Genomic DNA, 25,922 nt, shown 5'->3' on the forward strand with positions numbered 1-25,922 from the left:
TACGCGCCGGTGGATCAGGCGGTCTTGATGAAGAACCGCTGGCTCGGGCCTGGCTTGAACTTCTGCTGCTTCGGCAGCGAGTGGTCAACCGGGCTCGTACCGGCGTCAACGTACAGCCCGCTCCACTTGCTGCGGAGGGTCAACGTCTTCGGACGCGCCGGATCCTTGTTCTCGACCACCCACCGCTGCGACGGCGTGCCGTCGAACGGCTTGATGATCAGCGTCGCGCCCGGTGCCGTCGAGTCGGCCGTGATGTCCAGGCAGCTGATGCTGAGGGGAGTACCGCCGGAGGCCGAGACACTCTTGCTGCACAGGGCATACGACCCGTCACTCATCTTCAACGGAAGGAATCGCTGAGTGTCCGGAACGGGCGAGGTCGGCAGCGCCTTGCCCAAGAAGACGTTCGCGATGCCGCTGAACCCCTTGTTGGCAGTGATCATCAGCAGTTGGTTGGCGTCCGACCGGATGCCGACCTCCGCGAGCGGGAGGTCCGCGGCCTGAGCGGCCACCGGGTTCGCGACGGCCACACCTGCCGCCACGACGGCGGTAACGGCTACGCCGAGCAGGCGGCGCGACATATTCTTCATCGGTACTCCTTGCAGAGATTCTTGGTGACTTGACTGTCTGCCAAGGAGTACGGAGGCACACGGCGCACCGGTTCTCGACCGCGTCAGAGCGGCACGTCCTCCCGGAGATGGGCAAGTTTCTCCGCAAGGTGACGCTGAGCGCGCGCCGTCCGGCTCTTGACCGTACCGAGTGCGATGCCGAGATGCTGTGCGACCTCACTCTGCGACATGCCCTCGTGATAGGCCAGACGCAGTACATCGCGTTCGTCCGCCGGCAGCTCGTCCAGCGCACGCCGGACCTGCCAGATCCGCCATGTCTCTTCCATCGTCACGTCCTCCACGGACACCACGCGGTCGAGCTGCTCTGGCTCCAAGGGGAGTGTGTCCGCAGCACGGCGCTCGCGCCGGAAGACATCGATCGCTGCCCTTCGCGTGATCGCATACAGCCACGGCTGCAACTCACGGCTGACGTCGAAACGATCGGCCGCCTGCCATGCCTGAACGAACGCCCGTTGCACCGCATCGGACGCGAGATCACGCCGACCGAGAAGTTTGAGCGCGATGACGAACATCGGCGCCGAGTATTTCCCGTACATTTCGGACAACGCGGATGAGTCACCGTCGCGAAAGCGTTCAGCAAGTGTCGGCTCGCCGTAGAACTGCTCAGCCATCGGTTGCCTTCATCCACCAACCGCCACGTCCGGACATGTCCCCGCTCCTCCTAGATCGAGCTCCCCAACTCCTCGAAGATGCGGCACTCCGGTGGTGGGCAGCATCGGCATGTGAATGCCTAATTCCGCGTGCGAACGGATACCTAGACGCGCCGCTATGCCTAGGTATGGCGAGCCGAGCCCTGCTGCCGCACGGGCAACAAGGCTCGGAGTGAGATCGGGTCAGCGCTTGCCGGGAGGTACCGCTCCGGACAGAACCACGCGTCCCGACGACGCGGCGCCTCCCCCTTCCGGCTGAACCGTCACGGTCATAGCGGGATAGGCCGCCATGTCGACCCCGGACCAGAGAACAACGCGATCCGACTCGCCGCGAAGGTGGAAGGTGCCGATCGGAACCAGTCCCTTTGCTCCCTTGACCCAGGCCTCGTAGTACGTGCCGGGGGCGGCGCCGTCGAGGCCGCTCGTCCGCAGGGTGATCTCGACACCGCTCGGTGTGTCCCGCAGTTCGGCCCGCGCTTTGGCACCTGTCGCCAGCTCTGTACCGGAGAGCGCGAACGTCTGTGCGTCCGGTTGCGTAAGCGTGGTCACCAAACCGGTGGCGCCCACGACGATGGCCGCGGCCGCCGCGACCAGAACCACCAAGCGTCGCCGTGACCGCGCAGCGCGATGACGGAGCGAACGGGGACGCCCGAACGGCACGACATTCTCCAGATCTGACCCGGGCGCTCGGTTGACCGCGAGGCAGCGCTCCTTCAGGTCTGTCGGTACCGCAGCCCACATCTCCGGTAGCCGGAGGAGCGACTCGAGTTCACGATCACCGCTCGCAACCGAATCCTGAGATTGCTCGTCCCTCATCTTCTTCCCAGCCTCCGTCCACCGTTGCTGTCACTCAGCACTACGCCGGGTAGAGCGGTGACGGTTCGCAGTCAGCCGCTCCGATTACCGTGCCCGTTTGCCGTCCGGACGGATGACGTGCCAGGTGCCTTTGAGGCCCTCTCCTCGGACCTCGCCCGGCGATGTGTCGCCGTCGAATCGATAGAGCGGCCATCCCCCGAGCGTCACCTGTCGTCGCCCGTCCGGCCGCTCCAGGACACCAAGACGTGAGGGATCGACTCCAAGGCCTGCTGTTGGCTTCGCGTGGCCGTCGGGCGCGTACAGCGGCTTCCAGGCGGCGAGGCACTTGTCACTCAGGCAGACCGAGCGCGGCGGGTCGTTGCTGTCGAGCACCGACAGGTACAACGTGTGGCCGTCCTTGTCGACAGCAGCAGGCCCCAGGGCCGTCGCTCCAGCCGCGACTGTCTCGGCCGACAGCTTAGGCGTGCTCGACTCGACAGGCGGTGTGTTTGGCGGCGAGACGGACTGCGGCGTAGCAGGCGCCTCGCCCCCAGGCGTCGTCACGGTTCCAGCGTCGACCGGCGCCTCGGGCGCGACCGCACTCGACGTCGCTGCAGGACTGGTGACGACCTGACCAACGACCGGGCTGAAGCACGTCAGTGTGGCGGCTGCGGCGGCCACCCAGATGGTCGTCGGCAGGTTCTTGATCCAAGGCACGACGACTCACGCCCGGAAGATGGAGCCGTCACGCAGTTCGACCGACACCGGGGCGAGCGGGCTCTTGGCCGGCCCGCCGACCGGAGCGCCGGTGGCGATGTCGAACTTGCTCCCATGACACGGACAGTTGATGGTTCCCTGTTCAACAGAAGCGACCAGGCATCCGCGGTGCGTGCAGACCGCGGAGAACGCGTGCGGCGTGCCCTCCGCGTCGCGTGTGACGACGACCTTCTCGTCCTTGACGACCACGCCGCCTTGCGGCGCGATGTCGTTGACCACGGCCAGCGGCTTGACCCCGCCGCCTTGAGGCCGCTCGGTAGGCTCGGGCTGCTGTCCGTTGCCGGACCCGGTGGATGCCGGTGGTGGGGCGGCCGGAGAACTCGCCGGTTGCTCGACCACGCAGCCGGTCAGGGCGGCGCCGACTGCCAGTGAACCGGTGAGCAGGACCGCGCGGCGATCCAGGGAGCGGCCATGCGTCATCATCGGTGACTCCTCTTCATAGGTGGCATCATTTGAGCGGCACGCCGGGCTGGGTGAAGTACCACAACGACGCGGTCGCCCACGCCCCGACGAGTAGTGCGAACAGCAGGCCGCCGGCAGCAGGAAGCAGCCAGCCGGGCAGTCGTTTGGTGCGCAGGGCAAGCATCTTGCTGGCGAAGACGCCGTAGAACGCGCAGCCGAAGACCGAGTGCAGAACGGTTCGGGGCGAATCCGTTCCGAACCCAAGACTCCACAGGCAGTGGTAGGCGACGGGCAGAGTGAGGACGAAAGCCAGCGAGCCACACCATCGATGAGCTTGCCCGAGCCAGTGCGGGGCCTCTCGGCGTATTGGCAGGCGACCCCACATCCAGGCCGCGGACAACACCTGAGCGAGGCCGAGGAGCACCCCGGCGGTCGCAAGCCACGCCTTCATCGGGGCCATGTCGGTGAAGCCGATGACCAGTGCGAGCGGCCTGCCGGTCGGAGTGTGGGACCGGCCGTACGTCCCGAGGGCGACCGCCACCAGTGCTCCGACGAGCGCCACACCTGCCAGCGCCGTTGCCGCCACTTCACGCGGTTTGTGATGACTCGGCCGACCAGTTCTCGTCGCCGGTTTCGCGCGCATCTCGATCTCGTCCATGCTCGATCCGTCCCTTGTTGTTCCCTCGCGCGGCAGTACGCACGCCGAGCCGCGATCGGTTCGTCCCGAGAACCGATCGCGTCATGCCGTTCGTAGAGACAGGTGACCGGATGCCGGTCGGCGTCCCGACCGCGCGTCATCCCCGGCGCTGCCCGTCACACGACGTGCGGTAGCCACGTCATGGAGACAGCGATGAGATACACACCCCTACTGGCCATCAGTTGTGCAGTGGTACTCGGCCTCACTGCCTGCGACGCCTCCAGCACCGGCAACAGCTCAGGCGGGTCGGCGAGCTCGCCCAGCCTGGCCGTTCAGGAGCCGTCGGCTACCACCACGGAACCCGGAAGTCCGGCGGAGCCGGTCCCCAGTCCGACGGTCACTCCAGGTCCGATCAAGCTGGAGCTCCGCCATGCCACGGTGAAAGGTGTCGAGGCAGACATCGTCACGATCAACGGCTGGACGGCATACCGCTTCGAGGCAGACGGGAACAAGCCACCCAAGGTCAATTGTGGCTTCGACTGCCTCATCACCTGGCCGCCGGCGCTGACCGACGGCAGCAAGGTCGAGGTCGACGGCATCGATCAGTCGCTGGTCGGCACGGTCGGCCGACCTGACCGCACCGAGTACACCCAGGTCACACTCGGAGGATGGCCGTTGTACAAATTCCAGGATGACAAGGTCCCGACCGACATGAAGGGTGAGGGTGTCGGCGGCAACTGGTCTGTCGTCAAGGCCGACGGCAAGCCGGTGATCAAGAAGACCACCAAGTAGATCCCGGCTCGACGCCGAACGCAAAGCTCCGGGATGCCGACGAATCGGCATCCCGGAGCTTCGTCTTGTAAGGGGCCGCTGCCCGGCCGTCAGGGGGGTGGAACCGGCCAGGCAGCGGCAGTGGTGACGTCGATCGAATCGGAGCGAGGGGGCTCGACCGACCTATCACCGGACTCGGTGCGGGCGCATCACGGGGCGACCAGAACGCTGGATGCGCCGATCATTCACCGGGTCTTCCTACCTGGCTATACGCAACGGGTCTCGAAGACGGTTCATCGTTCGTCCGGTTGAGCTGAGCGAGCCTGTACAGGTCTTCGGAGGTGGTGGCGCGAACCAGGCCAGGGTCTCCGATCAGGGTCGTGCTGCACCGTTGTTCGATCATGACCAGAACCTCGAGCATTTCAAGAGAGTCGAGACCCAGCTGAGCGATCGGCGTCGCAGCGCCGATGTCGTAGGTCTGCGACTTCACGCACTCGACGACGGAAGCCAACTCGGCCAGGAAGTCATCAAGCGTGTAGTCGCCGGCGTTCGATTCCACAGTCGGTACCTCCTGGTGTGCCGGGTCAGCTCTGGGCATCTCGTCAGCACCATAACGAGTGGGAACCCCGAAGACATGAGGGATTCTCCTCACCTTGCCCCCCATGTCGGACGCGAGGATCTCGTGTACGGTCCGATTCGCCGGACGTCGTCCTCTAGGAGCCCCGCATGTACAACACGCTGGTCGTACGCCTTGCCGAGACCGATCGCGACCTCTGCCGCGTGCAGGAACTACGCCGAACTGAGTGTGACGCGCAATCCTGGTTTCACCCAGATCAGGACGACGCTCGAGACCAGGCGGGTTTCGTCTGGATGGCCGAAGCGGACAACATGCTTTTGGCAACCATCCGGGCGGTGCCGTACTCGTCCGGGATCGGCGAGCTCTCAGGAGTCGATCTGCCGTTCGCGTTGCCGCCGCTCGACGATCGATGCCTCGAAGTCGGACGCTTCGTCGCGCACCCTGCCGCGGGCGTGGGAACGGCGTGCCTGTTGCTGTACCGTGCCGCGAGCTGGTTGATCGCGAACTCTGCCTACACTCAGGCGTACGGCATGTGCGCCGGGCCGATGGTGCCCTATTACCGCAGAATCGGCATGGCGGTCAGCCGAGAGGGCCATCCGATCCCACACTTCGGACCACAACTGTCGTACCTGATCCACGGCGACCTGCCTTGCCGCAACTGACCGTCCGGCCATTGCTCAAGCTTGAAGCACACAATGGATGCGGCGATCGTCCGAGGTGACCTCGGGACGATCGCCGCGGTGCGCTCCTCTTGGGAGCGCACCCTGGACGATCCCACTTTCCCTGGAGCGGGCCCGTCCAGCCAGCAGTACGCACCGTCGGACACGCGCGGATCATGGAGCGAGCTCCCCCGCGGTGACGGGAGAGCTCGTTCCTCGGAGGCCGGCAAGAGGGTCAGGTCGCGGGGCGTCTGTCCTTCAGCGCCTCGAACCGCTGCTCCCAGGCGTCATGCGCGTTCTTCGCGTCGCGGATGAACGCACTGCGGGCGATCCCCCACATCAGCAGGTTGTTCATCAGCGAGTACGGGAACGTCAACGGTCGGACGATGTCGACGAACAGGACCACCCGGTCCTCCGTGGTGTTGTTCCAGGCCTCGTGTGGATAGGTGTCGTCGAACACCAGGCTGCGACCCTCTTGCCAGTGAGCCGTAACGCCGCCCACGCGGATACCGCATGCCGACGCAGGATCCGGGATCTTCAGCCCGAGGTGATATCGCACAGCCCCCTTGTACGGACCACGGTGCTCGGGAAGGTGCTTGCCAGGACCGAGGATGGAGAAGAAGGCCGTCGTCAGACCCGGAACCTCGTCGAGCAGGGCTGCTGTCCGCGGACACAGCTCTCGGTTCTTCTCCATTCGCAGTCCGTATCCGGCGAAGAAGAACGTCTTCCAGTTGTCGTCGTCGGACAGTTCTCGCTGCCGAGCCGAGATGTCCTGGAAGTTCGGCAACGCGCTTCGATGGACAAGGAGAGCGTCGAGCTCAGCGCGAACCTCGGTCCACTGCTGTTCGAGACGGGGGATCCACGGAAACACGTCGGTGGAGAAGAAGGGCTGGTCGCCGATCGGGGACCGGCTGCCCATTCTCCGCTCGAGCCACCTGACGGATGTTCGCAACGATGCTTCAAGAACGCCCGAGATCATTGCCCTCATCCCCCCGGAGTCAGACGCCAGAACTGGTGCTTGCCGCCACCCCATGGCCCAAACTGCTCGTCCTGCACGAGTGGTGCGTTGTCGGCCGAGCTGGCGTCCTTGATCGTGACGTAATACAGACTCGCCTGATTCTGGACGCTGTACGCGTGGGCGAACCACGGATCGAAGTCCGTCCGATAGACCCAGACCTGGCTGAGATTGCCGTCGCAGGACGACTGGACAAGAGCTGCCCCCAGGGTCATCACGCCGAAGGGACCGGTCTTGTCGACATCCAGGCAGAGGCCGGTTCCCCGATTGACGAAGTTGACCTGCCCGGACGGCCTGCCGACCGCAGGCACCGATTCCCACTGCTGTTCGGAGGATCCATTGGCGACGCTGTCGAGGATCTGTTCGCCGGCACCCCCGACAGCGGTCCAGACTCTGTTGGTCTGTTCGCCGAGCGCTTGCGCCCGGTAGTAGACCTGTGTCGCCGCGGCCGTGAGTGGCAAACCGAGGCCGGCCAACATGGCCAGGCCGACGAGCGCGGCGCGTCTTCCACGAGTTCGGGTCATGTGACATCCATCCTTAGAGGATCTGCCGATGTGTCAGGCGACTTTCGGCCCGCTCGGCCCCTGCAGGGACTCATCCTGCTCGGCCATGACTCTCACGCCTATGCGGGTAATCCCTCAGATGTAGGGGCTATCGGGACGTCTCGGGCAGGCTTACGTCCGATGGCCACGTACATCGGCAGCACCACCCACGGGCGATATCGTGCCTCGTCGAGGCGCTCGAAGGCAGCCTCCCAGGCCCGGACCTCCTCGGACGTCGCGAAACCTGCAGCAACCATGGCAGCACGGGCAGTCCACTCCGGTCCTCGAACGCGTGCAGGAAGGCGAAATGCAGGGTTCGGCACATGAAAGCGTTCGACGTACAGACCGGCCAGGTCCAGCAGACCGCCGAGACGTGCTCCATTACGGCCGTCATTGCCCAAGAACGACTGATAACGGCGGTACCGCTCCCCGAGCTCGACAAGGAGGGGCTCCGGCTCAGGAAACAGGACGCCACTGGTGAGATCGGCGTCGACGAGGTAGACAGCTCCCCCAGGTCTCGTCAGGTCACGCAGGTGTCCGACGATAGCCGCCTGATCGGACGCGTTGTGCGCAAGCACATGCCGGCACATCACCACGTCGTAGGTGCCGAGCGGCAGTCCGGTGTCCTGGGCGGACCCTGAGACAACGCTCGCGTTTGGCAGGTCGTCGACCTCGACGGTTGCCAACCGCAACGCTTCGGGGTCGCGGTCGACGCCAACCACCTGTCCGGACCTTCCTACAGCCTCGGACAGCCTGCGCAGCACCGCACCGGGACCGCACCCGACATCGGCTACCGACGCGCCAGGACACACGCCGGCCAACTGCCAGTCGTCCATCTCATGCTCGGACGCGGCTGCTGACATCGCTCGATAGCGATTCAGCTCACCTTCGTCGAGCTGCAATCCGTAGGTCATCAGACTCCCGCCTCTCGCTCTCTACCGCACTACGCACGTGGCGAGCTTGTCGGATCCAATCGGGGAGGTCGATGGCTTCGGCCTCGAAGAACGGTTCCACTTTTGGCGAATTCCGGCGTCGGGAGTCTATGAAGCGATGCGGATGGTCGAGCTCAAGTCTGTGCAGGACGGCTGGCTCCGCGCCGTGTAGGGGAGATCTGCGCCGGGCTTGTTGGCCTTGCCCAGCGCGCCGGCGGTCCATCAGCCGGCGGTCGGGTCGGCGGCGATCGCGAAAGCACCTGTGACACCAAGGAGGACAACGCGGTTCAAGAAACGTTTGGGGAACGACCGTCACTTCCTCGCCGGGCCGACACAGCATCTGGCCACCGTCAACACCTCACGTGCAGCCAGTCGGCCAAACTCAGTGTCGGCCGACCTGTCACGAAGAGGCCTCGTCGTTCCTGATGCTGAGGTGGATCGGCTGGTGGTAGCGGTCGAACAGATAGTACGGACGGGCCGCACGAAGAAAGGACCGCGTGCTGTCGAACCCTCGTGCCCGCATCATCGGCAAGAAGTCGGCAGCGTCGACGCACCAGCGTCGTCTGAACCAATCGATGACCCGCTGCGGGTCCAGCTCATGGTCGGGCACCGGCGTATGCGATCGCTGAGCGTCGTTGAGAAGCAGGTACGAGCTCGCTTCCGCCCGGACAGCAAGCGCTGCCGCCTCGGTACACATCGGGTCGGTCCGGAGCCGCGCCCGCTCCCCGTACAGTGCACGCGAGGCGACCTTCGCCAACTGGACCTCCGTGGCCAGCTCACGTTCCGCACTGAGTAGCCAGTACGAGTAGGTGGACGGAGCTGCCTTGACGTCGACCAAGCGGTTGTTCGCCGCAAAGCGAAGGGCAGCCGTCACTGTCTCGGCTTGCCTTGTCGTAACGGGCCCGTGCCCGCGTCGGGCCAGGTCCTCGAGCGCCGTCGCTTCATGAAAGGCCGGATAGTCGGCGGCAAAGAGCCTGCACAGACGAAGCCATTCGGGCTCAGGCCGCCGCCACTGCAAGAACATGGCCGTCTCGTGAAACAGCCAACCAGGCGGTTCGTCGCGAGGCAGATCGAGGGTGCCGTCCAAAGCTCTTGTCAGAATTGTCGCTGCGTCGACCTGCTTGACATCGACGCTACTGCGAACGAAGTCGTGAAGCTCGGCCAGCCGCCCGGCATCGGGCGAGTTCGTTCGCACGCCGGCTAGAATCGTCGGCCAGGTACGGCGCGAGAAATGCAACGTCTTCGCCGCTTGCACCACCGACCGTGCCAGTTCGTCGTCGCAGACTCCCGAGCCGACGGCGCGGCTCAGGTGGTACCGAACCGAAACGAGCGCCTCAGTCAGAGGACGAAAGCCGTTCTCGGCGTCGGCATGCAGGACAGCGACCTCGTCGTCGCCGACCAGAGCTCCATCCTGAAACGCGCCGAAGACCGAGCCGTGCCCCACCATTCCGTAGTCGTGGAGCTCAGCGGCCCGGAGGGCGCCCATCGACGCTCCCCCATGGACGCGAATGCCGCGACTGAGTAGATACAGGATCTCTTTGTGCCGAACCGCGGGCCGCTTGTAGAAGTAGCCGTCGATGAGCACGACGATGTCTCCCGGCGAGGCGTCCAGATCCAGCAGGTCGCCTGCCTCTGCCGGAGGTAGCAGTACGCAGTGACGATCAGGCGTCCTGGACGGCGTTCTGCCGGACCGTGTCGCAGACGGCCCGACGAAGATGTAGGTCTTGCTCACGCCGCTCGCTGCCTTCCCATGCCCAGTCCTGGGCCCACGACTCTTACGACCGGGATGCCCACCTGGGGGTGGGTGAGATCAACGACGATCGGGGATTGTCCCGTTCTCGCAGCGATCAATGACGCCGCGGCCCGTACATCATCCTCGATACCAGGTCGACAGGTCGTAGCGATGTCGGTGAAGCGGACATCAGACCGAACAGGCGCTGGGGGCCAGGGAGGGTGGGCGCTGTTGGGCAGTTGAACGTCACGGTAGACCGAAAAAGGCAGGTCGTCGCGGGCGCCGGCCACCGCGGTCAGGCGTGACTGAGCGGCCTCCGTCAGGGCCCTCGCAAGGGCAACGTCCCGGTCGAAGTGGCAGCCGAACCCGTCAAACACAAATGGGAAGTCCACCGACCAAATCGATGCCGAGAAACAGGCGATGCCGTCCGTCCCGCAGTCGGTGACGCGCAGGTGGACGTCTGCGGACAACAGCAGATCGACGAGTACACGGCTGCAGCCGTCTTCGATGCTGTCAAGATCTACCTGCCCGACGTACGAGGGTGATGACCTACCGACGGTAGCTGTCAGATCCCGCTCGAGCACTTCGAGCAGGCCGTGCAAGGTTGCCTCGGCTACAGAGTTCCCGCTGGCCAGACCGTTGCTGGACTGAACAAAGAGTGGCGCGGACAGGTCGCCGGACGGCTCATCGTTGAGCACGATGTACTCGAGCGGCACAAGCGTCCGTGAGAGGGTCAGCACGTCTTCGCCCTCGATCCACGGGATCTCCAGAGCTTCGGTGAGCAGTGATCCGCCGGCGAGATGCAACGTCCGGACGTTGTAGGTCAATACCGGCTGGAGGTCTGTTATGGAGTCGACGACGTGCGGAGCCCGGGCTTGCTCGGCGTGCCACAGCTCAATCGCCTCCATCGCTGCCGATACCCGGGCGAGATCGTGGCTGATTCCTTTGCCCTGGGAGACGGACAGGGTCGCCGCGTTCGGACGAACCGCCTGCCACACGGGGATTCCGATCTCGTCGAGCATCGTGAGATCGCCGACGCGGCTGATGCCGACGATGGAGAACACGTCTCGCGCACGCCGCCAGGTCGCGTTCGCTGTCACGACGCGATGAGTCCCGAGCATCACCGCCTTGCCGGTACCGCGGTCGATGTCCGGCGGCGACGGGATCGATGGCTCATCCGGAACGAGCGCTTCGCTTAGGAAAAGCTCGTGTGAGCCACGATCGCCGGTGTCGGCCAAGTCTGACGGTCTCATGTCCTGCCTTCGCCGCGCCTGTCGGCAACCGAGACCGCCTCGTGGATTGCGAGTCTGCTGATGAGCGACAGCGCGGGTCGTCTGCCGATGGCGTCGACAAGTTCTGAGAGCAGGCATTCCTGGTTCTGAAGGATCAGTCGCAGGGCGGGCCTGAAGGCCGCCGGTAGCTTGATGATCGCTCCTTCGACCTCGAGAGCGTCGTGCGTCTCGGAACCGGCGAGTTCCTGCAGAGTCGGCAGCGCAGCTATCCGAATCTCCTCCGCGGGTAGGCGCGCGAGGATCTCGAGCTTCGTCAGGACGGAGGATGTGTCCGTGGGAGCAACACCAAGCTCGGTCCGATTGTGGCCGGCTTTCTCGGCCAACTGCCGCGTGAAGTCAGCGACACGCGTCAACTGTGTTTGGTGAAGGCTCGTCGAATCGGTTGTGAGCAGATTCGGGATCTGCAGGAATTCGGTCGAGTTCAAGACCTCGTCGACGAGCGGGCGAACGAGGGCGGCCCAGTCGGGAGTCTGGCACACCATGGTGATGTGCACGGACAAGACGTCAGGGGCTGTCGCGACATGCGGAAAGCCCTGAGGGAGGTAGAGGACATCGCCGGGGCGCAGGGTCGTCTCAATGATCGGATCGCCTAGATCCAGCGCCCGTCCCTCGCCGTCGGAAGGGTAGATGCGACCAACGGACGCGGTCGACATCCGCGAATAGATTCGCCAGAGCTTCTCGCCATGCACCTGCACGATGAACGCGCCCAGTGGGTCATGATGCGCTTGGAATCCGGTCTCGCCAGGTGGCGTGATGAAGGCATGGGCCCGCATCGTCGTCGCGAGACTGTGCGCCAACGAGTCACAGGCCTCACGGACCGACAGAGCGAAGTCTTCGACCCGATCGATCACCAGCGTCGCGCCGCTCGCGAACTCGCCGATTACCAGGTTGGGTTCTGCTCTGTCCGGAATGTAGTCAGCCGTCGTCTGGAACATCCGCAGGTAGTCCTGCCGAGCCACCGGACGGCCACGCTTCATCACGCGAATGTGCGGTCCTCGCAACGCCGTGCTCGTCAGGATCTTGTTCAGCTCCGCGATCGAGAGCAGTGCTGCCGGATCAGTAACCTTGGAGCGGCCCAGGTACGGCGATTCGAGCCAGTGCTCCGCGATGAACTGGTCGCTGTCATCGACCAGGCTGGCAAGAAGATTGGAGTCCACGTCTGACACTCCCGACGGTGATGGCGCCCGACGGGCGACAGGGCGCCGAAGCCCTGCCACCCGCTTGTGAGATTCAGTAGAGATGGATGATCAGGACTTCGGCCGCGTAGGAGTCGGGCTCGCGGACGTCCTCGATCTCGATCTTGAAGTCATCGTCCAAGATCTGATTCTCCTCGACCATGGCGTTCCTCTCTGTTGATCACGTTGCCTGGAACGCAGTACGGCCCGGCCGAGCTGATCGGATCATCAGAGCGTGTTCGATCCAAGTCCCAGGTCGACGAGCTATGCGAGTCAGACGGACACGCAGAGCCACGTGCCGCGGCAACAGATTCAACCCGGATACACGGCGTACAGCTGCATGACCCGTCGCCAGCCCATCGCGCGCCAGGCCCTGGCTGCAGGCGTCAATGATGCCTTCGGCCAAGGCCGGCCGCTCCCCGGGCCCGAGGGCTCGTCGTGCACGACACGTTTGCGCCACGCCGGTCCCGACAGCTAACAGACCACCGGCCGACCAATCGATAGCCACGAAGCTCACCGGATCAAGTGGACGAAGGTGAATTCGGCGGCCGCCCACCCGACCACGCGTCGGGTGGCGAGGTCGGTGACGGTGGCCAGGTCGAGCCAGCGTTCCCAGGTCCGGATGCAGTCGATGTCGCGGCACCGTCGAGTGTGCAGCCGGCCGGCCCGTCGGGATCGATCGGGACTTTACCGCCGATCAGATCCCGGCGTGCGCGGCGGATGGGGCGTCAGCGACGGCGGTCTCTTCGACCTCCTGGGCATCCGTCCGCGCTAGTCGGCGACCCGTACGTTTCTCGGGGAGTCATCGTGGATCTCGGCGATCTTGCCTGTCAGCTCGGCGCCGCGTTGCGCACGCGAGGAGGCCCACCGGCGCGGTCGACGTAGTAGGCCGAACGGGAGGCTCGGAGCAACTCACATGCCCGCTTGTCGTTGTGGTCGCCCTGCTTCTCCGCGTCGATGAACGGGTAGACGTTCACTGGGCCTCCTTCGCGAAGAAGGCCGCGGCCAGCTTGAGGATCTCCAGGTCCTCGCGCAACCGCCGGTTCTCCCGGCGCAACTGCGCGAGTTCGTCCTTTTCGCTCGAGGTCAAGCCGCCATCACCGGTGCCGGCGCCACGTTCGGCCAGCCTCAGCCACTCCCGCACCGCTGCCTCGGTCAGATCGAAGTCCTTCACGACCTGACAGATCGACCGGTCACCGCGCTGGCACAGCTCGACGATCTCGGCCTTGAACTCAGACGTGAACCAACGACGAGGCCCCGGCTTCTTCTCGCCCGTGGACTCCATGATGAACATCCTTCCGGAGCACAAGCTCCCGACCTCGGTTGTCCGTCACAACCGGGTAGACCCACTCATGTGGAGCCGAACTCACGACCAGCGATCTCAACGCCACCGCATAGAGCAGAATCCCGCTGACACTAGAGCTGTGACAGACGGCCGAACTCATTGACTGACCTCAATTCACAACTGGGTGCCACCGCTGCTGTCGAGGCATTGGCCGGTGATCCACCGCGCGTCGTCCGACGCCAGGAAGGCGACGACGTCCGCGATGTCACCCGGCTCGGCAACCCGGCCGAAGGTCGAGAGCCGTGCCGCTGCCTGCTCGAGTTCCGGATTCGCCAACCAGGCGGTCATATCCGTCCGAACGACGGCTGGGGAGACGGCGTTCACGGTGATCGCCCGAGGACCGAAGACCTTTGCCAGCGTCAACGTCATCGTCGCCAACGCGCCCTTGGTCATCGCGTAAGCGACGTCATCGGGGAACGCGACGCGCGTAACAGCCGACGAGATGTTGATGATCCTCCCGCCATCGCGCAGCCTCAGTGCGCCCGCCTGAATCAGCAGGAACGGTGCCCGCGCATTCACCGCGAACACCTGGTCGAAGTCGGCCGCGGTCTGCTGCTCGAAGGGCTGCAGTAGTGCGGTTCCGGCATTATTGACGATGATGTCCACCCCCGAAGCCTCGGCGTCATACGCGGTCCACAAGGCGCGTATGTCGTCGGGCTCGCGAAGATTCGCCCGGATCGCGAACGCGGAGCCGCCTGCAGCATCGATGGATGCGACGGTTTCCTGAGCATCGGTCTCGTGGCTTCCGTAGTGAACGGCGACCTGTGCGCCGTCCTGTGCGAGACGCAGTGCGATAGCGCGGCCAATCCCCCTGCTGGCTCCCGTCACGAGCGCGGACTTTCCGGCTAGAACTCTCACCACGGATCTCCTCTAGTGTCCGATGTGCAGAGCAGTACGCAGATGAGCACCGCAGTGGATCGCTTCAGAGTCGACACGACGCGCGAGATCGATCTGGTGCGCCTCCGACGGACAGGAGGGACTGGCTACGTCACACGTTGTTCTGATCCTCGGTCGCTAGAAGCAGGACCCTCCGCTCGGTCTCGGACTTTCCGCCCCAGATTCCGTACGGTTGGCGGACCTTCAGCGCCCAAGCCAAACACTCGCCGCACACTACGCAGCGTCTACAGATCCGCTTGGCCACCTTGACCTGCCGGGAGTCGATTCCCCCGTCCCCGGCGAAGAACAGTTCGGGATTCTCGGTACGGCAGGCGGCTTTGTCGCGCCAATCCATCATGTGCCGGTCTCCTTCCGGTCCCAGATGATGTGTCCGACATGCTCGGGTTGATCGAACCGTCGCCGTCGGGCCAAGAGAGACTGGAGCGATGTGATGTCATCAAGTACGCACGGCGCTTGGACGACGGTTCAGGGCTCTCAGTTGCCACGTCCGACCTCGGTGGATGCTGGCTGTCTCACGGACAACGGCAGGGTGAAGGTCATGTCCTCGACGGCCACTGCGCGCTCGATGATCTCGACCGGGCCGAGGGATGCGATTCGGCGAACGACCTCGTCGACGAGCCTGGGCGGAGCAGATGCACCGGCCGTGATCCCGATCACCTGCGCACCGTCGAGCCACTCAGGCTGTAGCTCGTCCGCGTCGTCAATGAGACGTGCGGGTGTGCCGTTGCGCAGCGCAAGCTCCACCAGCCGGCGCGAGTTGGAGGAGTTCTCGGACCCAACCACCAGGACGATATCGGCTTCATGGACCACTGCGCTGAGCGCCGCCTGCCGGTTGCTCGTCGCGTAGCAGATGTCGGCAACTGCCGGGCCACGCAAGCTTGGGAACTTGCTGCGCAGTGCCTCGACAATCACAGTAGTCTCGTCCACGCTCAAGGTGGTTTGGGTCAGATATGCGATGCGATCTGGGTCGCTGACGGTCAGCCCGGTGACGTCATCAACGGTCTCGACCAGCACGGTCTGTTCAGGCACCTCACCCATCGTCCCTTCCACTTCCTCGTGGTCGGCATGGCCGATCAGAATCACGGTGTCCCCCGCCGCGGCGTACCTGCGTGCCTGCGCATGCACCTTAGTTACCAATGGACAGGTTGCATCGACCACGTCCAGCCCGCGCCGGACGGCCTCAGCGCGTACCGCCGGCGCCACGCCATGCGCAGAGAAGACCACTGTGGCGCTCGGGGGAACCTCGTCGAGCTCGTCCACGAATACCGCTCCGCGGCTCTGTAGGTCGTCCACAACGTGGAGGTTGTGCACGATCTGCTTACGCACGTAGATCGGGCTCCCCTGATCGGCAAGGAGCCGCTCAACTATTTCGACAGCTCGCTCGACACCGGCGCAGAACGCGCGTGGCGACGGGAGCAGAATGGTTCGAGTCGTCAACAAGATTCCCTTCAGTGTTGGCGAGAGGTAACCAGCCGCGCCAGCCTCTCCAGCCCGGTGGCCTCAGCCGCAGGTATGCCCGACGCCGTCAGCTCCTCCAACGACGCCGTCAACAGCGCATTCGCTCGGGTCTGGCTGTCGCGACGCCCGCCGGCCTGTTCGATCAACTCAGCCATCTCGACGAGATCGGCATCGGTTGGGTCCACTTCCCGCCGGTACAGGACGGCCAGTTTGCGACCCGCCGACGTACCTGAGTTCAGAGCAGCCACAACTGGGAGAGACTTCTTTCGCCTGCGCAAGTCGGACGACACGGGTTTGCCGGTGACATCCGACGCGCCCCAGATCCCGAGTATGTCGTCGACGTACTGGTACGCGAGCCCCAGATTCTCTCCGTACCGCCTGAGATGTTCGATCTGCCGGGGATCGCCGCCCCCGAGCAAGGCGCCGAGGGCCGTGCTGGCGCCCAGGAGGGTGCCTGTCTTCAACTGTGCCATCCGCAGGCACTCGGCGGAGTCCACGTGGTCCCGGCGCTCCATGTCAGCGTCCGCCATCTGCCCCTCGATCAGATTCTGCACATCAGCACCGAGCATCCGAGCGGCGTCGCCGCCACGCGGATGGCCAGTCGCGAGAAGCACATCCAATGCCAGGCCGAGCAAAGCGTCGCCGGCCATGATCGCAGGTCCAAGCCCGAACACGGTCCATGCAGTCGCGCGGTGCCTTCGTGTCAGGTCGCAGTCCATTACATCGTCGTGTAGCAAGGAGAAGTTGTGAATCAGCTCGACCGCGACCGCGGCCGACACTGCGACCTCCGAGATGCCGCCGACTGCTTGTGCTGCGAGCAGCACAAGCGCCGGTCGAATCGCCTTACCCCCATCAAGGTGCGCCGGCCGCCCGTCCTCATCTTCCCAACCGAGGTGATAGGCAGCGACTCTCCTTGTTGCGATAGGCAGACTTTCGATGGCGCGCCGAAGATCCCCATCGATCTGCCGACGACTCCATATAAGGATGTCCGGGGCGGATCCCATCTGAACGGCTGTCATCGAATTCCTCCTTGTCAACTCGAGATGGTCTGGCTGGTGGAGTACTCATTCCGACCAGCGGAGATACCCGAAGCATCGAAGCGACTCGTCATTCCCGTCCCTGGGCGCCACGCGGAACGCGAGGCACTCCCCCTCGATGGCGTCGATCTGTTCAACCGTTCGTATCTTGATCGCACCGGCCGAATTCAGAGCGCCGGTAAGAACCGCCTCCGCGACCAAGTGGTTGATGTGCACAACGGTCGCCTCCAGGCTGACCTCGGAAGTCACAGCCACGAGGTCAACGGATCGATCAGCGGACCATGACAACGGCACCTCGGGCCGCTCCGCGACAACACCCAGGCCCGTCGGTCCGCTGAGGGGCCGTAGCAGCCGACTCAGCCCCTCGTAGGCTTCCGGGCGATCAGGCCCGTACCACGCAACACTTCCATCGTCAGCGAGATGAGCTGCGGGCTGGCGTTCGACCAAATTGTGTGGATCGCCCGCCAGGAAGATCGTGCGCGTGAAGCTCTGCTGCCAGGCCATGCCGATATCCGGATCAACGCATGCGGCGAAGTCCGCTGAGGATCTGACGAACATGGCGAGATCGAACTCGCCCACCACGGCTACCGCACGCACCTGCTGCCCGTCGCCGGGCAAGGCAAGAATGCGTTCGACCCTGCGCTCGTACGCCTCTTTCAGCCACGCCTGGGTCAACACAGCTGCGCCCGCGCCTCGTCGATCGCCTGCCTGGCCAGCTCTGCGACTGTTTCGGGAGATTGACATGCATCGAGACGACGAAAGGAAGCCTGATCCAGCCGCCCGGCCATGGCGTCGTAGCGGGCGTCGAGCACCGCCAGCGTTCGGACGTTCTCGTGCAGCTCACGATTGTCGCCTCTCTCCTGCAATCGTGCCGCAGCGGCCTCCGGCGGCACAACGAACTGCAGGACCAGATCAGGCAAGCCGCAGTTCAGCCAGGCCGGAACTTCGCGCAACAACGCGCCGTCATCAAGTTCGCCCAGGCCCACGAGCTCGGCAATCAGCTGCCCCGGATCAAGCGATCGACCCAAACGAGACGCCTGAGCATCCGCCCACCACAGAATTCGATCCAGGTCGATCGGGTCAACGGCGCTCAGATCTGGGCCTCCGCTCGCGGACGCGAGCCGTTGGCTGAAGACCGGCAGGTATGTCGGGCCGTCGATCACCGGATGCCGATCCGCGACCAGTACATCTGGCGCGCAGGCATCGAGCCAGAACCGTTCGATCGGACCGAACATACACAACTGGAGATAGAGGACCAGCAGCTTCAGACGCAGATCGGCCGTCCGATCAGCAACCGCCGACGCCGTGGCCAGACTCATCGACAGATCGTGCAGGGGCGCATCGGATCTCGTATGGCTTCGCATCCCGGACAAGACGGCGCAGCCGGCATCCCCTTGCAGGAGCCGGGCGACAGTCGATTTGCCAGACCCGTCGATGCCAACCAACGCGACCCGCAGCGGAGGCACCACCGTACCTCGAGGTCCCCTTCGCCGGCAGCCCTTTACGAGGCGTGAGCCCAAGGCAACCATCTTCAGTCCCCACCTCCGGACAACGGTTCAGATGTAAGTTCAGTCCATATCCCGATGTCCCGTTGAAAGACTCGGTCCTTGACCAACGGTGGCCGCTCTCCGTCCTGGACTCGACCGCTCCAATGCGCAAGGAAGTTCGCGTTAGGTACGGCGAGAGTCGTCGCAGCGCCGACACGGTTGGCGGCGCGCGCACCACGGTATGCGGGGCTCTGCGAGGCGAGCTCTTTGTCGAGGATCCGGCTGAATTGCGTGACGTCTGCAGGTGCCGGCGCTCGGTCGAACGCGATCGCGAGCCGATGTGCATCGGACTGGGGCGCCCAAGTGAAGTTTCGGATCTGCATTCCAGTCGCAGCGACCGCGCCCTTCATAGCACGCAGGATCTGTGGCTCGGAAACTTTCGCTCCCCCCGGTGCCGGCGCACCGCTGTCACGGCCTGCGAACGACAGCCACGGGGTGTCCTCCTGGTGGTCGGTCACGCTCACGATGTCCCGTGTCGCGCATCGGTAAAGACCTCCCAGATGCGAGAGGACTACGTGGTAGTCCTGGCCTGCCTCCAGTTCGTGCGCCAGCCGTGTCGGGCTGTCGGGGCTGATTTCTCCATCCGCGGGAACGAATTCATACAAGCAGGTACTCGCGGCCAGCGGGCCATCCGTTCGATCCGGGTCGGTCGGCAGCGCGATCAGCCCCTCAGATGATCCGATCGGCGCCGGAACGGCACGTACCGTCGCACCGTACTCGGCCAAGACCGACGGCAAGTACAACTCAGCGATGTACGAGTTCCACGTGAGTACGGCCTTCAGCTCCGGCCAGATGTCGGACGGCCGAAGCTTTCCCGTGCGCTGGGCAACGGATTCAATCTGGCGCGCACGCTGCGGGTTGGGCGGTCCGAACGGGATCCCCCCGACTGTCCCGCGCGCCAGATCCTCGACGAGTCGCGGCCACCAGAGGTCGAGTTGATACGGAAGCGCGGCCGCGATCGCCGGATTGATCGCGATCACGAAGTGCAGATTGTGCTCAACCGCAATCCTGAGGCGGAGGTACGCCCTGTCCCACGGCCCGGAGTGGTCGAATTCGGCAGGCAGATAGGTCCATGGAGCCTGACTTCCCCCGGCGGCGCCAACGCCGAGTCTGCGATAGTCAAGCTGACTGGGGCCGACATAGGCTCCCTCGCCGTGTCCGCGCCAGTCCTGCCAAAGGTTGAGCGCGCTGTCGCTGCGACCGAGCGCCTCCGGCTGCAGCCCGATCAGACGGGCGCTAGCCTCGAGATAGAAGGGCAGGTAGCACCGCTCGAGGTAGGTGCGGGTGACCGGAGTTCGTTTGGGGACTCCAAGGGTGCCGCTACTTGCCAGGAACGCGATCGGTGGCTCGCAGCTGAGTACGCGGGACTCACCGTCGGCCATCCGCTGCACCCAAGGCGCAAACTCCTCTTGATATCGAATAGGAACAGCCTTCCGATAGTCGTCGATCGTCCGGACCTTGCCGAGCTCGTGCGCGTGCCCGAACGCCGACTCCCGATTCGCCGCGAGCATCTCGGCCAGCACGATCGATTGCTTCTCGCTGACGGGTACCTGGCGAACAGGCTCTGCCTGATGGCTGAACGCTGGCAACTGCATCACTCCTTGCCTCACAAGTAGACAGCGCGCAGCAGCGCCTGTCCTGGTGGTCTCCGGCGGCTCAACAGATCTGCCGTCAGTTGGTACGGATCGACCCATCCATATTCCGTTTGATGCCTCACCAAATCCTTGGCATCGGCACGGTCGTCAGCTGATTCGAGAATGCGCTCAGCTCGCGCCACCGCACGGCGCAACAGGTCCAAACGAAACGAGTCACTCGCGGCACGCTGCAGCATCGCGATGAAGTACATCCGCATCCCGAGCCGGCAGGCGTCATCCGAGAAGTCCTGCCGACATGCTGCGATGAGCTCGCGCAGCGTGACGCCGGCCCAACCGCCATATCTGCTCGACTGCACTGTGCCTTCGATCGGCACACGTGCCAGCGGCATCCGGACAATCGTTCCGCCGAAAGCCTCGAGGATCCGAGCGAGCAGCACATAGTCCGCCGTGACCTCCTGATCATGGATCATCAGGACCGCCGAATAGTCGCCGACGATCGGCAACAGGTCACGCAACAACATGACGACATAGTTCGCATGACCATCGGCGCTGATTCCCGGCCGCAGCGGTAGACCCCACCTCGTGCCGTCTAGGTACGCCGGCCCGCCGAATCGTCGATGATCCAGCACGAGCCCTGCCTGGCCGAGCTGTTCGATCAACCCGTCGATCGACAGAGCCAACGGCTGGTTGCGCTCCAGTCCAGGGTCCACAACCCCGAGCAGCTCCAACTGCTCTTTCCAGCACTGCAGCAGTCGGCGACTGGCCGGGTGAACCCATCCGTCGGTCTCAGCCCTTTCGACGTACGGGCGGATCTCTTCATAGGTTCGCGGCTCAGGTTCGGTGTGAAAGCGTACATAAGCCTGCCCGAGCTCGTCTTCGGACCAGCGTGCGTAGTCGACGGCCCCTGATGTTCGGTCCAGATACTCCCAGAATCGAACAGTCTGGCCAGCCAGATGCGGCAGCCTCGAACTCCAGTGATAATCCACGTCCGCAACTCGTCGAGTAGCACGGTACGCGACATCTACCCAGAAGAGACCCTTCGCGTGACTTGGCAACAACGGCTTCGTCGCAGTGATAGTGATTGGCGCGATCAGCAGACGTCCCGACCCGCCCACCAGGTCGGTATCAGGAGTTCGTCTACTGTGCCTGCTCACGCTGCCATCCCTCGCATTCCCCACGGAGCTGGAAACCTGGCTGCGAATCGAGCCACGTGGAGATCAGCTTGTAGGAATCTTGTCGCGCCCTATATGCGGGCAATCCCTCACTTCTCAATCAGAGCTGCGCAGCGGCCTGGGCGCAGTGGTTGCTCAGGGCAGCAGCTACTGCGCGCGCGATGGGTGGCTGCCTAACCGCGGACCGTCTCGAACGCTGCTCGGCGAAGCACCCACCACCCACATCACAAACCCACGCATGCGCGCCCAACTCGTACATACGAGATCGACACTGCGATCGGTTCTCCACAACCCGAACCCGCGCACCTCCAATCAGTCGCAACTCGCCTCCTCGGGGGCGGACACGCAATGAGAGGCAGGTTGAGGAGTCACGGGACAATGGCCGCAGCCCAGCGCATGCGACTAGCCACAGGCAACAGACCGCCCTGGACGGGCTGCTTTGTGGAGCGACCAAGCTGGTCTGCCCGTCGCCAGGCTCGGCTGGCGCAAGACCCGGATCAGCCTGATCGAGACTGCCCGTGTGAAGGTCACAGTCGACGAGGCGGTCACCTACGGGATCAGCAGGTCAGACCGCGCAGCGCAAACCGCAGCGGCGCTCTTCGGCGTATTGCTCAGGTGACGCGATCTAGAAGCATGGCTCTGACCTGCGGACTCGCCGGGTGCCGGGGATCGCTGACCGTCCCCGCGCCGCAACCTTAAAGGAAACACCGATGCGTATTCTCTTCACCGCCAGCCCGTTCTACGGTCACGTAAATACCATCCTTCCGCTCGCGCTGGCCGCCAAGCGCGCCAGTCACGAGGTTCGCTTCGCCAGCGGTGCCGACTTCGCAGCCCACGTCTCCAATCGCGGTCTCACATTCTGGAAGGTCGGCCCTACGGCGGACGAAGCGGGAACGCCCAGTTCGCCGGCGTTCTTCCGGCACACGGGTCAGCAGCGTGCAGACAATCTGACCTCACTCACGGCTCGTTGGCGTCCCGATCTCGTGATCTCGGAGGAGTTGGAGTTCGGCGGTGTCGTCGCTGCGGCCCGAGACAAGACGCCTCTACTTGTCCATGGTCTCGGCATCACTGCAGCTGGTGATGGGAAGGTGCTCGCGTCGGAAGTGGACCGGCTCGGGACGACCTTGAGCCTCCCCCACCTTCTCGACCTATATCGAAGCGCAACGCACCTCTCCGTAGCTCCACCATCCCTGCGTCCGGCGGAGCTACGCGATCGGAAGCTCTTGTCCGTGCGTCCCGCGTTGGGTGAGCCGGCGCCGGGTGAACGGCTTCCTGCGGTGCTGGCGGACCTGCCGTACGAAGAGAACGTCCATCTCACCCTCGGAACCGTGTTTCACCAACGCAGGCCAGGCCTGCTCGCGGCAGCAATCGCGGCCCTCCGGGACCTGGACGCCAACGTCATCGCTACAGTCGGACCGGGAGTTGACCCCGCAAGCCTCGGCCCGCAACCGCCGAATGTTGTGGTCGAGCGGTATCTCCCCCACGCACTGTTGTTGCCCCGCTGCCGGTTGGTTGTCTCCCAGGGAGGAGCCGGAATCGTCCTGGGCGCACTAGCGCATGGACTGCCACAACTGGTGATGCCACAGGGCGCCGACCAGTTCGACAACGGCGCGGCCGTCCAGCGGGCGGGCGTTGGGTTGGCAATCAACAGCACCGGGAAAATCTCAATCGCCATCACCGAAGCGGCAGAGAGGCTCCTCCATGAACCTCGGTACGCGGACGCAGCTCGTGTCGTGGGCGATGAGATCCATGCGATGCCGACTCCGAACGACGTCATCCGATCGCTGACCGGATCCTTCCGCAGCCCTGCCACGTCTGCTCATCAATCGGCCTCAGCAGGCGGTTCAATGAGTCCGATCGCCTTCGATCCACAAAGTGGGCTTGACCGAGAAGTCTGACGTCCCTGTTGGCGAAGCTGACGTTGGTTGAAAGCGAGCGGCCCCGCGGAATCGAGAGTCGGGCTCAGATCCGGCCGGACTTCTTCCCGCGGACCGTTTCATGACCTCGGCCTTCGCGTTGGCGTCGCTGGCGCGGAACCCAGCCTGGGGATCCTACTCACAAACCGCGATCGAGTTCTCGGTCCCCGTGTCGAGAGACATCGGTTCGGTTCTCACGTTGCCAGGTAGCAGCTGCGGCGGTGGCAAGTGCCTCTCTGTGGCCACGGACAGGCGTCCCGCAGCGGCGACAACTCGGCCACCTAGTGGCTCGACCAGGCGGACCGATGGGTTTTGGCCGATCGTTCCGGCGGCGCTGGCCATCTGGTGCGCGGGCAGGACACGTCCCTCCGGCCGCGTCCGGCGTACTTGGCGAATTGCCGCATCTTCCCTAGGAACGAACGAGTGAACTGCTGCGGGCCGGCTTGCGCGAATGCAAGGCGGCACACGAGTTGAGCCCTGATCAGCTCGGCGGTCGTCAATGTCAGTTCCTGCTCAACCTGCAGGAAGAGTTGGTTGAAGCCCGCCGTACGACGTCATGATCGATCTTCAGGCCATCTCGCAGCATCCCGTTCGCGTACGCCTTCGCGGTCAGACAAGCCAGAGCGTCACAGCACTGCGTCTGCCAGGCGGCGCAAGTCGTCGCCATCGTCGACGGTCGGAGCGAAGATGAGTTCATCTACGCCCATATTCTTGAACGCGGCGACTCTCTCCTTGACTGCAGCCGGCCCGACGGCAACCCCCTGCGACACCAGGCCCGCGAAATCTGGAACCGAACTGTAGTAGTCGTGCACGTTTCTGTGAGCGAGATCCTCGTCTCCGAGGCAGAAGTACGACATCGCGACCAGGCGCAACCGCTCTGTGCGGCCGGCGCTCCTCCACGCGGATCGCGCGGCGTCAAGACTTTGGACCACCAGTTCTGGGGCAAGGGCGCCGGTGATGTAGCCCTCTCCCCACCTCGCCATCCGCTGCAGGGCGGCCGGAGCGAACCCGCCGAACAGCATCGGAATCCTCCGGGCATCGGACGACACCGCGGGGTTGTCGCCGTTCCCGAACGGCTTCCCGTCCCACACGTCACGGTAGATCGCAAGGTCACGATCCAGACGGCGCCCTCGGTCGGCAAACGCCAGTTCCTCGGACGTGAAGTCGTCCGGACGCGGTCCCACCCCAATGCCGACCGTGAGCCGGCCACCGGAGACGGCATCGATGCCAGCAAGCTCCTTCGCGAGAAGCGCCGCCGGCCACACTGGAGCGATCAGAACGCTTGAAGTCAGGGCGATCGTCGTCGTCACGCCTGCCGCGGTGGCCAGTGCGACAGTGTCGGCGACGCCCGGGTAAGCAAGACGCCCGAACGACGACAGACTGCTGAACCCAGCGCTTTCCGCGGCTGCAGCCCAGGCTGGAATACCCCGCGCCTGAACGTTCCTGACCTGATTGGGCATCCCGATGCCGATCTTCACGATTACTCCGTGTTCTGTGCGGTCCGTTGGCCACACGTCAGCGGCCCTACGGAGCAGTACGCACTTCAGGACCCCGCTGGATCACGCCGGCTATGCGTCAGAGTTGATTGGGAATGCCCTGACGCCAGTGGCCCAAGAGCCGCGGAGCCAGTGCCGCACCTTTCGTCGACACAACGGACCGCGGCGATCGCCCGAGGTGGCGCCAAGGGCGATCGCCGTCTGTGCGTCCCGAGGAGTCAGTACGCAACGAGCACAGGTGCTTTCTCTGCAGCAGCCCGTTCACCTACCAGTACGCAACAGAAATCGTGTTGATTCACTGGCCACTGAGATCGGTGCCGTCCAACACTGTGTCAGACATCGACACCCCAGGCGGTGCTCCCGCCTGCTTCCGGTTGATAGGCCTCCGCGGCCGCCCGACGGAACAGAACCACGACCGACTCCGGAAGATACCGCGGTGCATCCTGATGCACCTCTCCGAGAGCAACCGCCACGACGAAACCTGTGGACAGCTCAAGCCGGGCAGCCCAGGGCATCTGCGTGTCGCCCTCGCCCGGAGCGTGCAGTGCCACACCAGCGCGCACAATGCTCGCGCCGACTGCCGATGGCCAAGGCTGAACCGAAGACACATCGACCGCCCTGATACGGCCATGCGCGATCGACTCATTCAAAGCTGCTGAGTCTGTCGTCAAGAACTCGTCAAGTCCCGACATCTCCCAACTCAGCCTCAGGACGGCGCCGTCGTTCATCGACAACTGCACTCCATGGTCAACCTCGTGACACAGCTGCCTGTCCCAGATCCCCGTCGACCCGTCTCCCGCCGACACCAGATAGTCGATCCGGTCAACCGTCCTGCCCACGAAGTGGCGCAGAGCTTCCCAGGACATCCGCTCGTCCC

The 25,922-nt window shown here is 64.4% G+C and carries 28 protein-coding genes; 3 read left to right on the plus strand and 25 right to left on the minus strand.

Annotation, left to right across the window (positions count from 1 at the left end):
- Window positions 1–14: 14 nt before the first annotated feature.
- From E0H50_RS13535 to E0H50_RS13560, 6 genes are all read right to left on the minus strand, one after another.
- Window positions 15–587 carry an RICIN domain-containing protein gene (locus E0H50_RS13535; RefSeq protein WP_131287748.1) on the minus strand — a complete coding sequence of 191 codons (573 nt, stop codon included), beginning with the start codon at window positions 585–587 and terminating at the stop codon, window positions 15–17.
- 83 nt (window positions 588–670) lie between these two features.
- A complete protein-coding gene (locus E0H50_RS13540) occupies window positions 671–1,237 on the minus strand; it encodes an RNA polymerase sigma factor (RefSeq protein WP_131287751.1) in 567 nt (188 codons plus the stop codon).
- A gap of 222 nt (window positions 1,238–1,459) precedes the next feature.
- Complete coding sequence (locus tag E0H50_RS13545) at window positions 1,460–1,876, minus strand: anti-sigma factor (RefSeq protein ID WP_238150948.1); 417 nt, start codon at window positions 1,874–1,876, stop codon at window positions 1,460–1,462.
- Between the two features lie 300 nt (window positions 1,877–2,176).
- Complete coding sequence (locus E0H50_RS13550; RefSeq protein ID WP_131287758.1) at window positions 2,177–2,788, minus strand: COG4315 family predicted lipoprotein; 612 nt, start codon at window positions 2,786–2,788, stop codon at window positions 2,177–2,179.
- Between the two features lie 6 nt (window positions 2,789–2,794).
- A complete protein-coding gene (locus E0H50_RS13555; RefSeq protein WP_131287760.1) occupies window positions 2,795–3,271 on the minus strand; it encodes a Rieske (2Fe-2S) protein in 477 nt (158 codons plus the stop codon).
- A gap of 25 nt (window positions 3,272–3,296) precedes the next feature.
- The gene (locus tag E0H50_RS13560) at window positions 3,297–3,908 is read right to left on the minus strand and encodes a DUF6529 family protein (protein WP_202868125.1); all 612 of its coding nucleotides are present in this window, start codon (window positions 3,906–3,908) and stop codon (window positions 3,297–3,299) included.
- A 192-nt stretch (window positions 3,909–4,100) separates the two neighbouring features.
- Here E0H50_RS13560 and E0H50_RS13565 point away from each other — a divergent pair, with 192 nt between their 5' ends.
- Window positions 4,101–4,679 (plus strand): hypothetical protein, encoded by a 579-nt coding sequence (locus E0H50_RS13565; RefSeq protein ID WP_165547103.1) that lies wholly within the window; start codon window positions 4,101–4,103, stop codon window positions 4,677–4,679.
- A gap of 220 nt (window positions 4,680–4,899) precedes the next feature.
- Here E0H50_RS13565 and E0H50_RS13570 read toward each other — a convergent pair whose 3' ends face one another.
- A complete protein-coding gene (locus tag E0H50_RS13570) occupies window positions 4,900–5,217 on the minus strand; it encodes an acyl carrier protein (RefSeq protein ID WP_165547104.1) in 318 nt (105 codons plus the stop codon).
- A gap of 167 nt (window positions 5,218–5,384) precedes the next feature.
- On the opposite strand from E0H50_RS13570, the gene E0H50_RS13575 reads away from it, so the two are divergent.
- The gene (locus E0H50_RS13575) at window positions 5,385–5,897 is read left to right on the plus strand and encodes a hypothetical protein (RefSeq protein WP_131287770.1); all 513 of its coding nucleotides are present in this window, start codon (window positions 5,385–5,387) and stop codon (window positions 5,895–5,897) included.
- 232 nt (window positions 5,898–6,129) lie between these two features.
- Here the strand turns inward: E0H50_RS13575 and E0H50_RS13580 are convergent, their stop codons facing one another.
- The 16 genes from E0H50_RS13580 to E0H50_RS13650 form a co-directional block, all read right to left on the minus strand.
- Window positions 6,130–6,813 carry an aspartyl/asparaginyl beta-hydroxylase domain-containing protein gene (locus tag E0H50_RS13580; protein WP_202868126.1) on the minus strand — a complete coding sequence of 228 codons (684 nt, stop codon included), beginning with the start codon at window positions 6,811–6,813 and terminating at the stop codon, window positions 6,130–6,132.
- A gap of 65 nt (window positions 6,814–6,878) precedes the next feature.
- On the minus strand, window positions 6,879–7,433 hold the full coding sequence (locus E0H50_RS13585) for an RICIN domain-containing protein (protein ID WP_131287776.1): 555 nt from the start codon (window positions 7,431–7,433) through the stop codon (window positions 6,879–6,881).
- 98 nt (window positions 7,434–7,531) lie between these two features.
- Window positions 7,532–8,365, minus strand: a complete 834-nt coding sequence (locus E0H50_RS13590) for a class I SAM-dependent methyltransferase (protein WP_131287779.1) — start codon at window positions 8,363–8,365, stop codon at window positions 7,532–7,534.
- 418 nt (window positions 8,366–8,783) lie between these two features.
- On the minus strand, window positions 8,784–10,115 hold the full coding sequence (locus E0H50_RS13595; RefSeq protein WP_131287782.1) for a TfuA-like protein: 1,332 nt from the start codon (window positions 10,113–10,115) through the stop codon (window positions 8,784–8,786).
- Complete coding sequence (locus E0H50_RS13600; RefSeq protein ID WP_165547105.1) at window positions 10,112–11,353, minus strand: YcaO-like family protein; 1,242 nt, start codon at window positions 11,351–11,353, stop codon at window positions 10,112–10,114. The genes E0H50_RS13595 and E0H50_RS13600 overlap by 4 nt, the downstream gene beginning before the upstream one ends.
- Window positions 11,354–11,364: 11 nt before the next feature.
- Window positions 11,365–12,564: a JmjC domain-containing protein gene (locus E0H50_RS13605; protein WP_165547106.1), complete on the minus strand. Its 1,200-nt coding sequence runs from the start codon at window positions 12,562–12,564 to the stop codon at window positions 11,365–11,367.
- 848 nt (window positions 12,565–13,412) lie between these two features.
- Window positions 13,413–13,559, minus strand: coding sequence for a hypothetical protein (locus tag E0H50_RS42885; protein WP_165547107.1), 147 nt, complete (start codon window positions 13,557–13,559; stop codon window positions 13,413–13,415).
- A complete protein-coding gene (locus tag E0H50_RS13610; protein WP_165547108.1) occupies window positions 13,556–13,867 on the minus strand; it encodes a transposase in 312 nt (103 codons plus the stop codon). Before E0H50_RS13610 ends, E0H50_RS42885 begins: the two co-directional genes overlap by 4 nt.
- A gap of 174 nt (window positions 13,868–14,041) precedes the next feature.
- Complete coding sequence (locus E0H50_RS13615) at window positions 14,042–14,785, minus strand: SDR family oxidoreductase (protein WP_131287794.1); 744 nt, start codon at window positions 14,783–14,785, stop codon at window positions 14,042–14,044.
- 130 nt (window positions 14,786–14,915) lie between these two features.
- Window positions 14,916–15,158, minus strand: coding sequence for a WhiB family transcriptional regulator (locus tag E0H50_RS13620; protein ID WP_131288558.1), 243 nt, complete (start codon window positions 15,156–15,158; stop codon window positions 14,916–14,918).
- A gap of 140 nt (window positions 15,159–15,298) precedes the next feature.
- Window positions 15,299–16,264, minus strand: a complete 966-nt coding sequence (gene ispH, locus E0H50_RS13625) for a 4-hydroxy-3-methylbut-2-enyl diphosphate reductase (protein WP_337590374.1) — start codon at window positions 16,262–16,264, stop codon at window positions 15,299–15,301.
- 8 nt (window positions 16,265–16,272) lie between these two features.
- Entirely contained in the window at window positions 16,273–17,301 is a 1,029-nt protein-coding gene (locus E0H50_RS13630; protein ID WP_131287800.1) for a polyprenyl synthetase family protein, read from the minus strand.
- Between the two features lie 45 nt (window positions 17,302–17,346).
- The gene (locus E0H50_RS13635; protein ID WP_165547109.1) at window positions 17,347–17,994 is read right to left on the minus strand and encodes a DUF6182 family protein; all 648 of its coding nucleotides are present in this window, start codon (window positions 17,992–17,994) and stop codon (window positions 17,347–17,349) included.
- Window positions 17,991–18,638, minus strand: coding sequence for a hypothetical protein (locus E0H50_RS13640; RefSeq protein WP_131287806.1), 648 nt, complete (start codon window positions 18,636–18,638; stop codon window positions 17,991–17,993). Before E0H50_RS13640 ends, E0H50_RS13635 begins: the two co-directional genes overlap by 4 nt.
- A 212-nt stretch (window positions 18,639–18,850) precedes the next feature.
- Window positions 18,851–20,461, minus strand: coding sequence for a GH3 family acyl-acid amido synthetase (locus E0H50_RS13645; protein ID WP_165547110.1), 1,611 nt, complete (start codon window positions 20,459–20,461; stop codon window positions 18,851–18,853).
- An 11-nt stretch (window positions 20,462–20,472) separates the two neighbouring features.
- Window positions 20,473–21,615: a hypothetical protein gene (locus E0H50_RS13650; protein WP_131287812.1), complete on the minus strand. Its 1,143-nt coding sequence runs from the start codon at window positions 21,613–21,615 to the stop codon at window positions 20,473–20,475.
- Window positions 21,616–22,343: 728 nt separating this feature from the next.
- Here E0H50_RS13650 and E0H50_RS13655 point away from each other — a divergent pair.
- The gene (locus E0H50_RS13655) at window positions 22,344–23,531 is read left to right on the plus strand and encodes a glycosyltransferase (RefSeq protein ID WP_131287815.1); all 1,188 of its coding nucleotides are present in this window, start codon (window positions 22,344–22,346) and stop codon (window positions 23,529–23,531) included.
- Between the two features lie 644 nt (window positions 23,532–24,175).
- Here the strand turns inward: E0H50_RS13655 and E0H50_RS13660 are convergent.
- Both E0H50_RS13660 and E0H50_RS13665 read right to left on the minus strand, forming a co-directional pair.
- A complete protein-coding gene (locus E0H50_RS13660) occupies window positions 24,176–25,027 on the minus strand; it encodes an LLM class flavin-dependent oxidoreductase (protein ID WP_131287818.1) in 852 nt (283 codons plus the stop codon).
- Window positions 25,028–25,377: 350 nt separating this feature from the next.
- Window positions 25,378–25,911 carry a hypothetical protein gene (locus tag E0H50_RS13665; RefSeq protein WP_131287821.1) on the minus strand — a complete coding sequence of 178 codons (534 nt, stop codon included), beginning with the start codon at window positions 25,909–25,911 and terminating at the stop codon, window positions 25,378–25,380.
- Window positions 25,912–25,922 lie beyond the last annotated feature (11 nt).

Origin of the sequence: Kribbella sindirgiensis, assembly GCF_004331435.1 — a bacterium.
In the GTDB taxonomy this organism is placed as follows: domain Bacteria; phylum Actinomycetota; class Actinomycetes; order Propionibacteriales; family Kribbellaceae; genus Kribbella; species Kribbella sindirgiensis.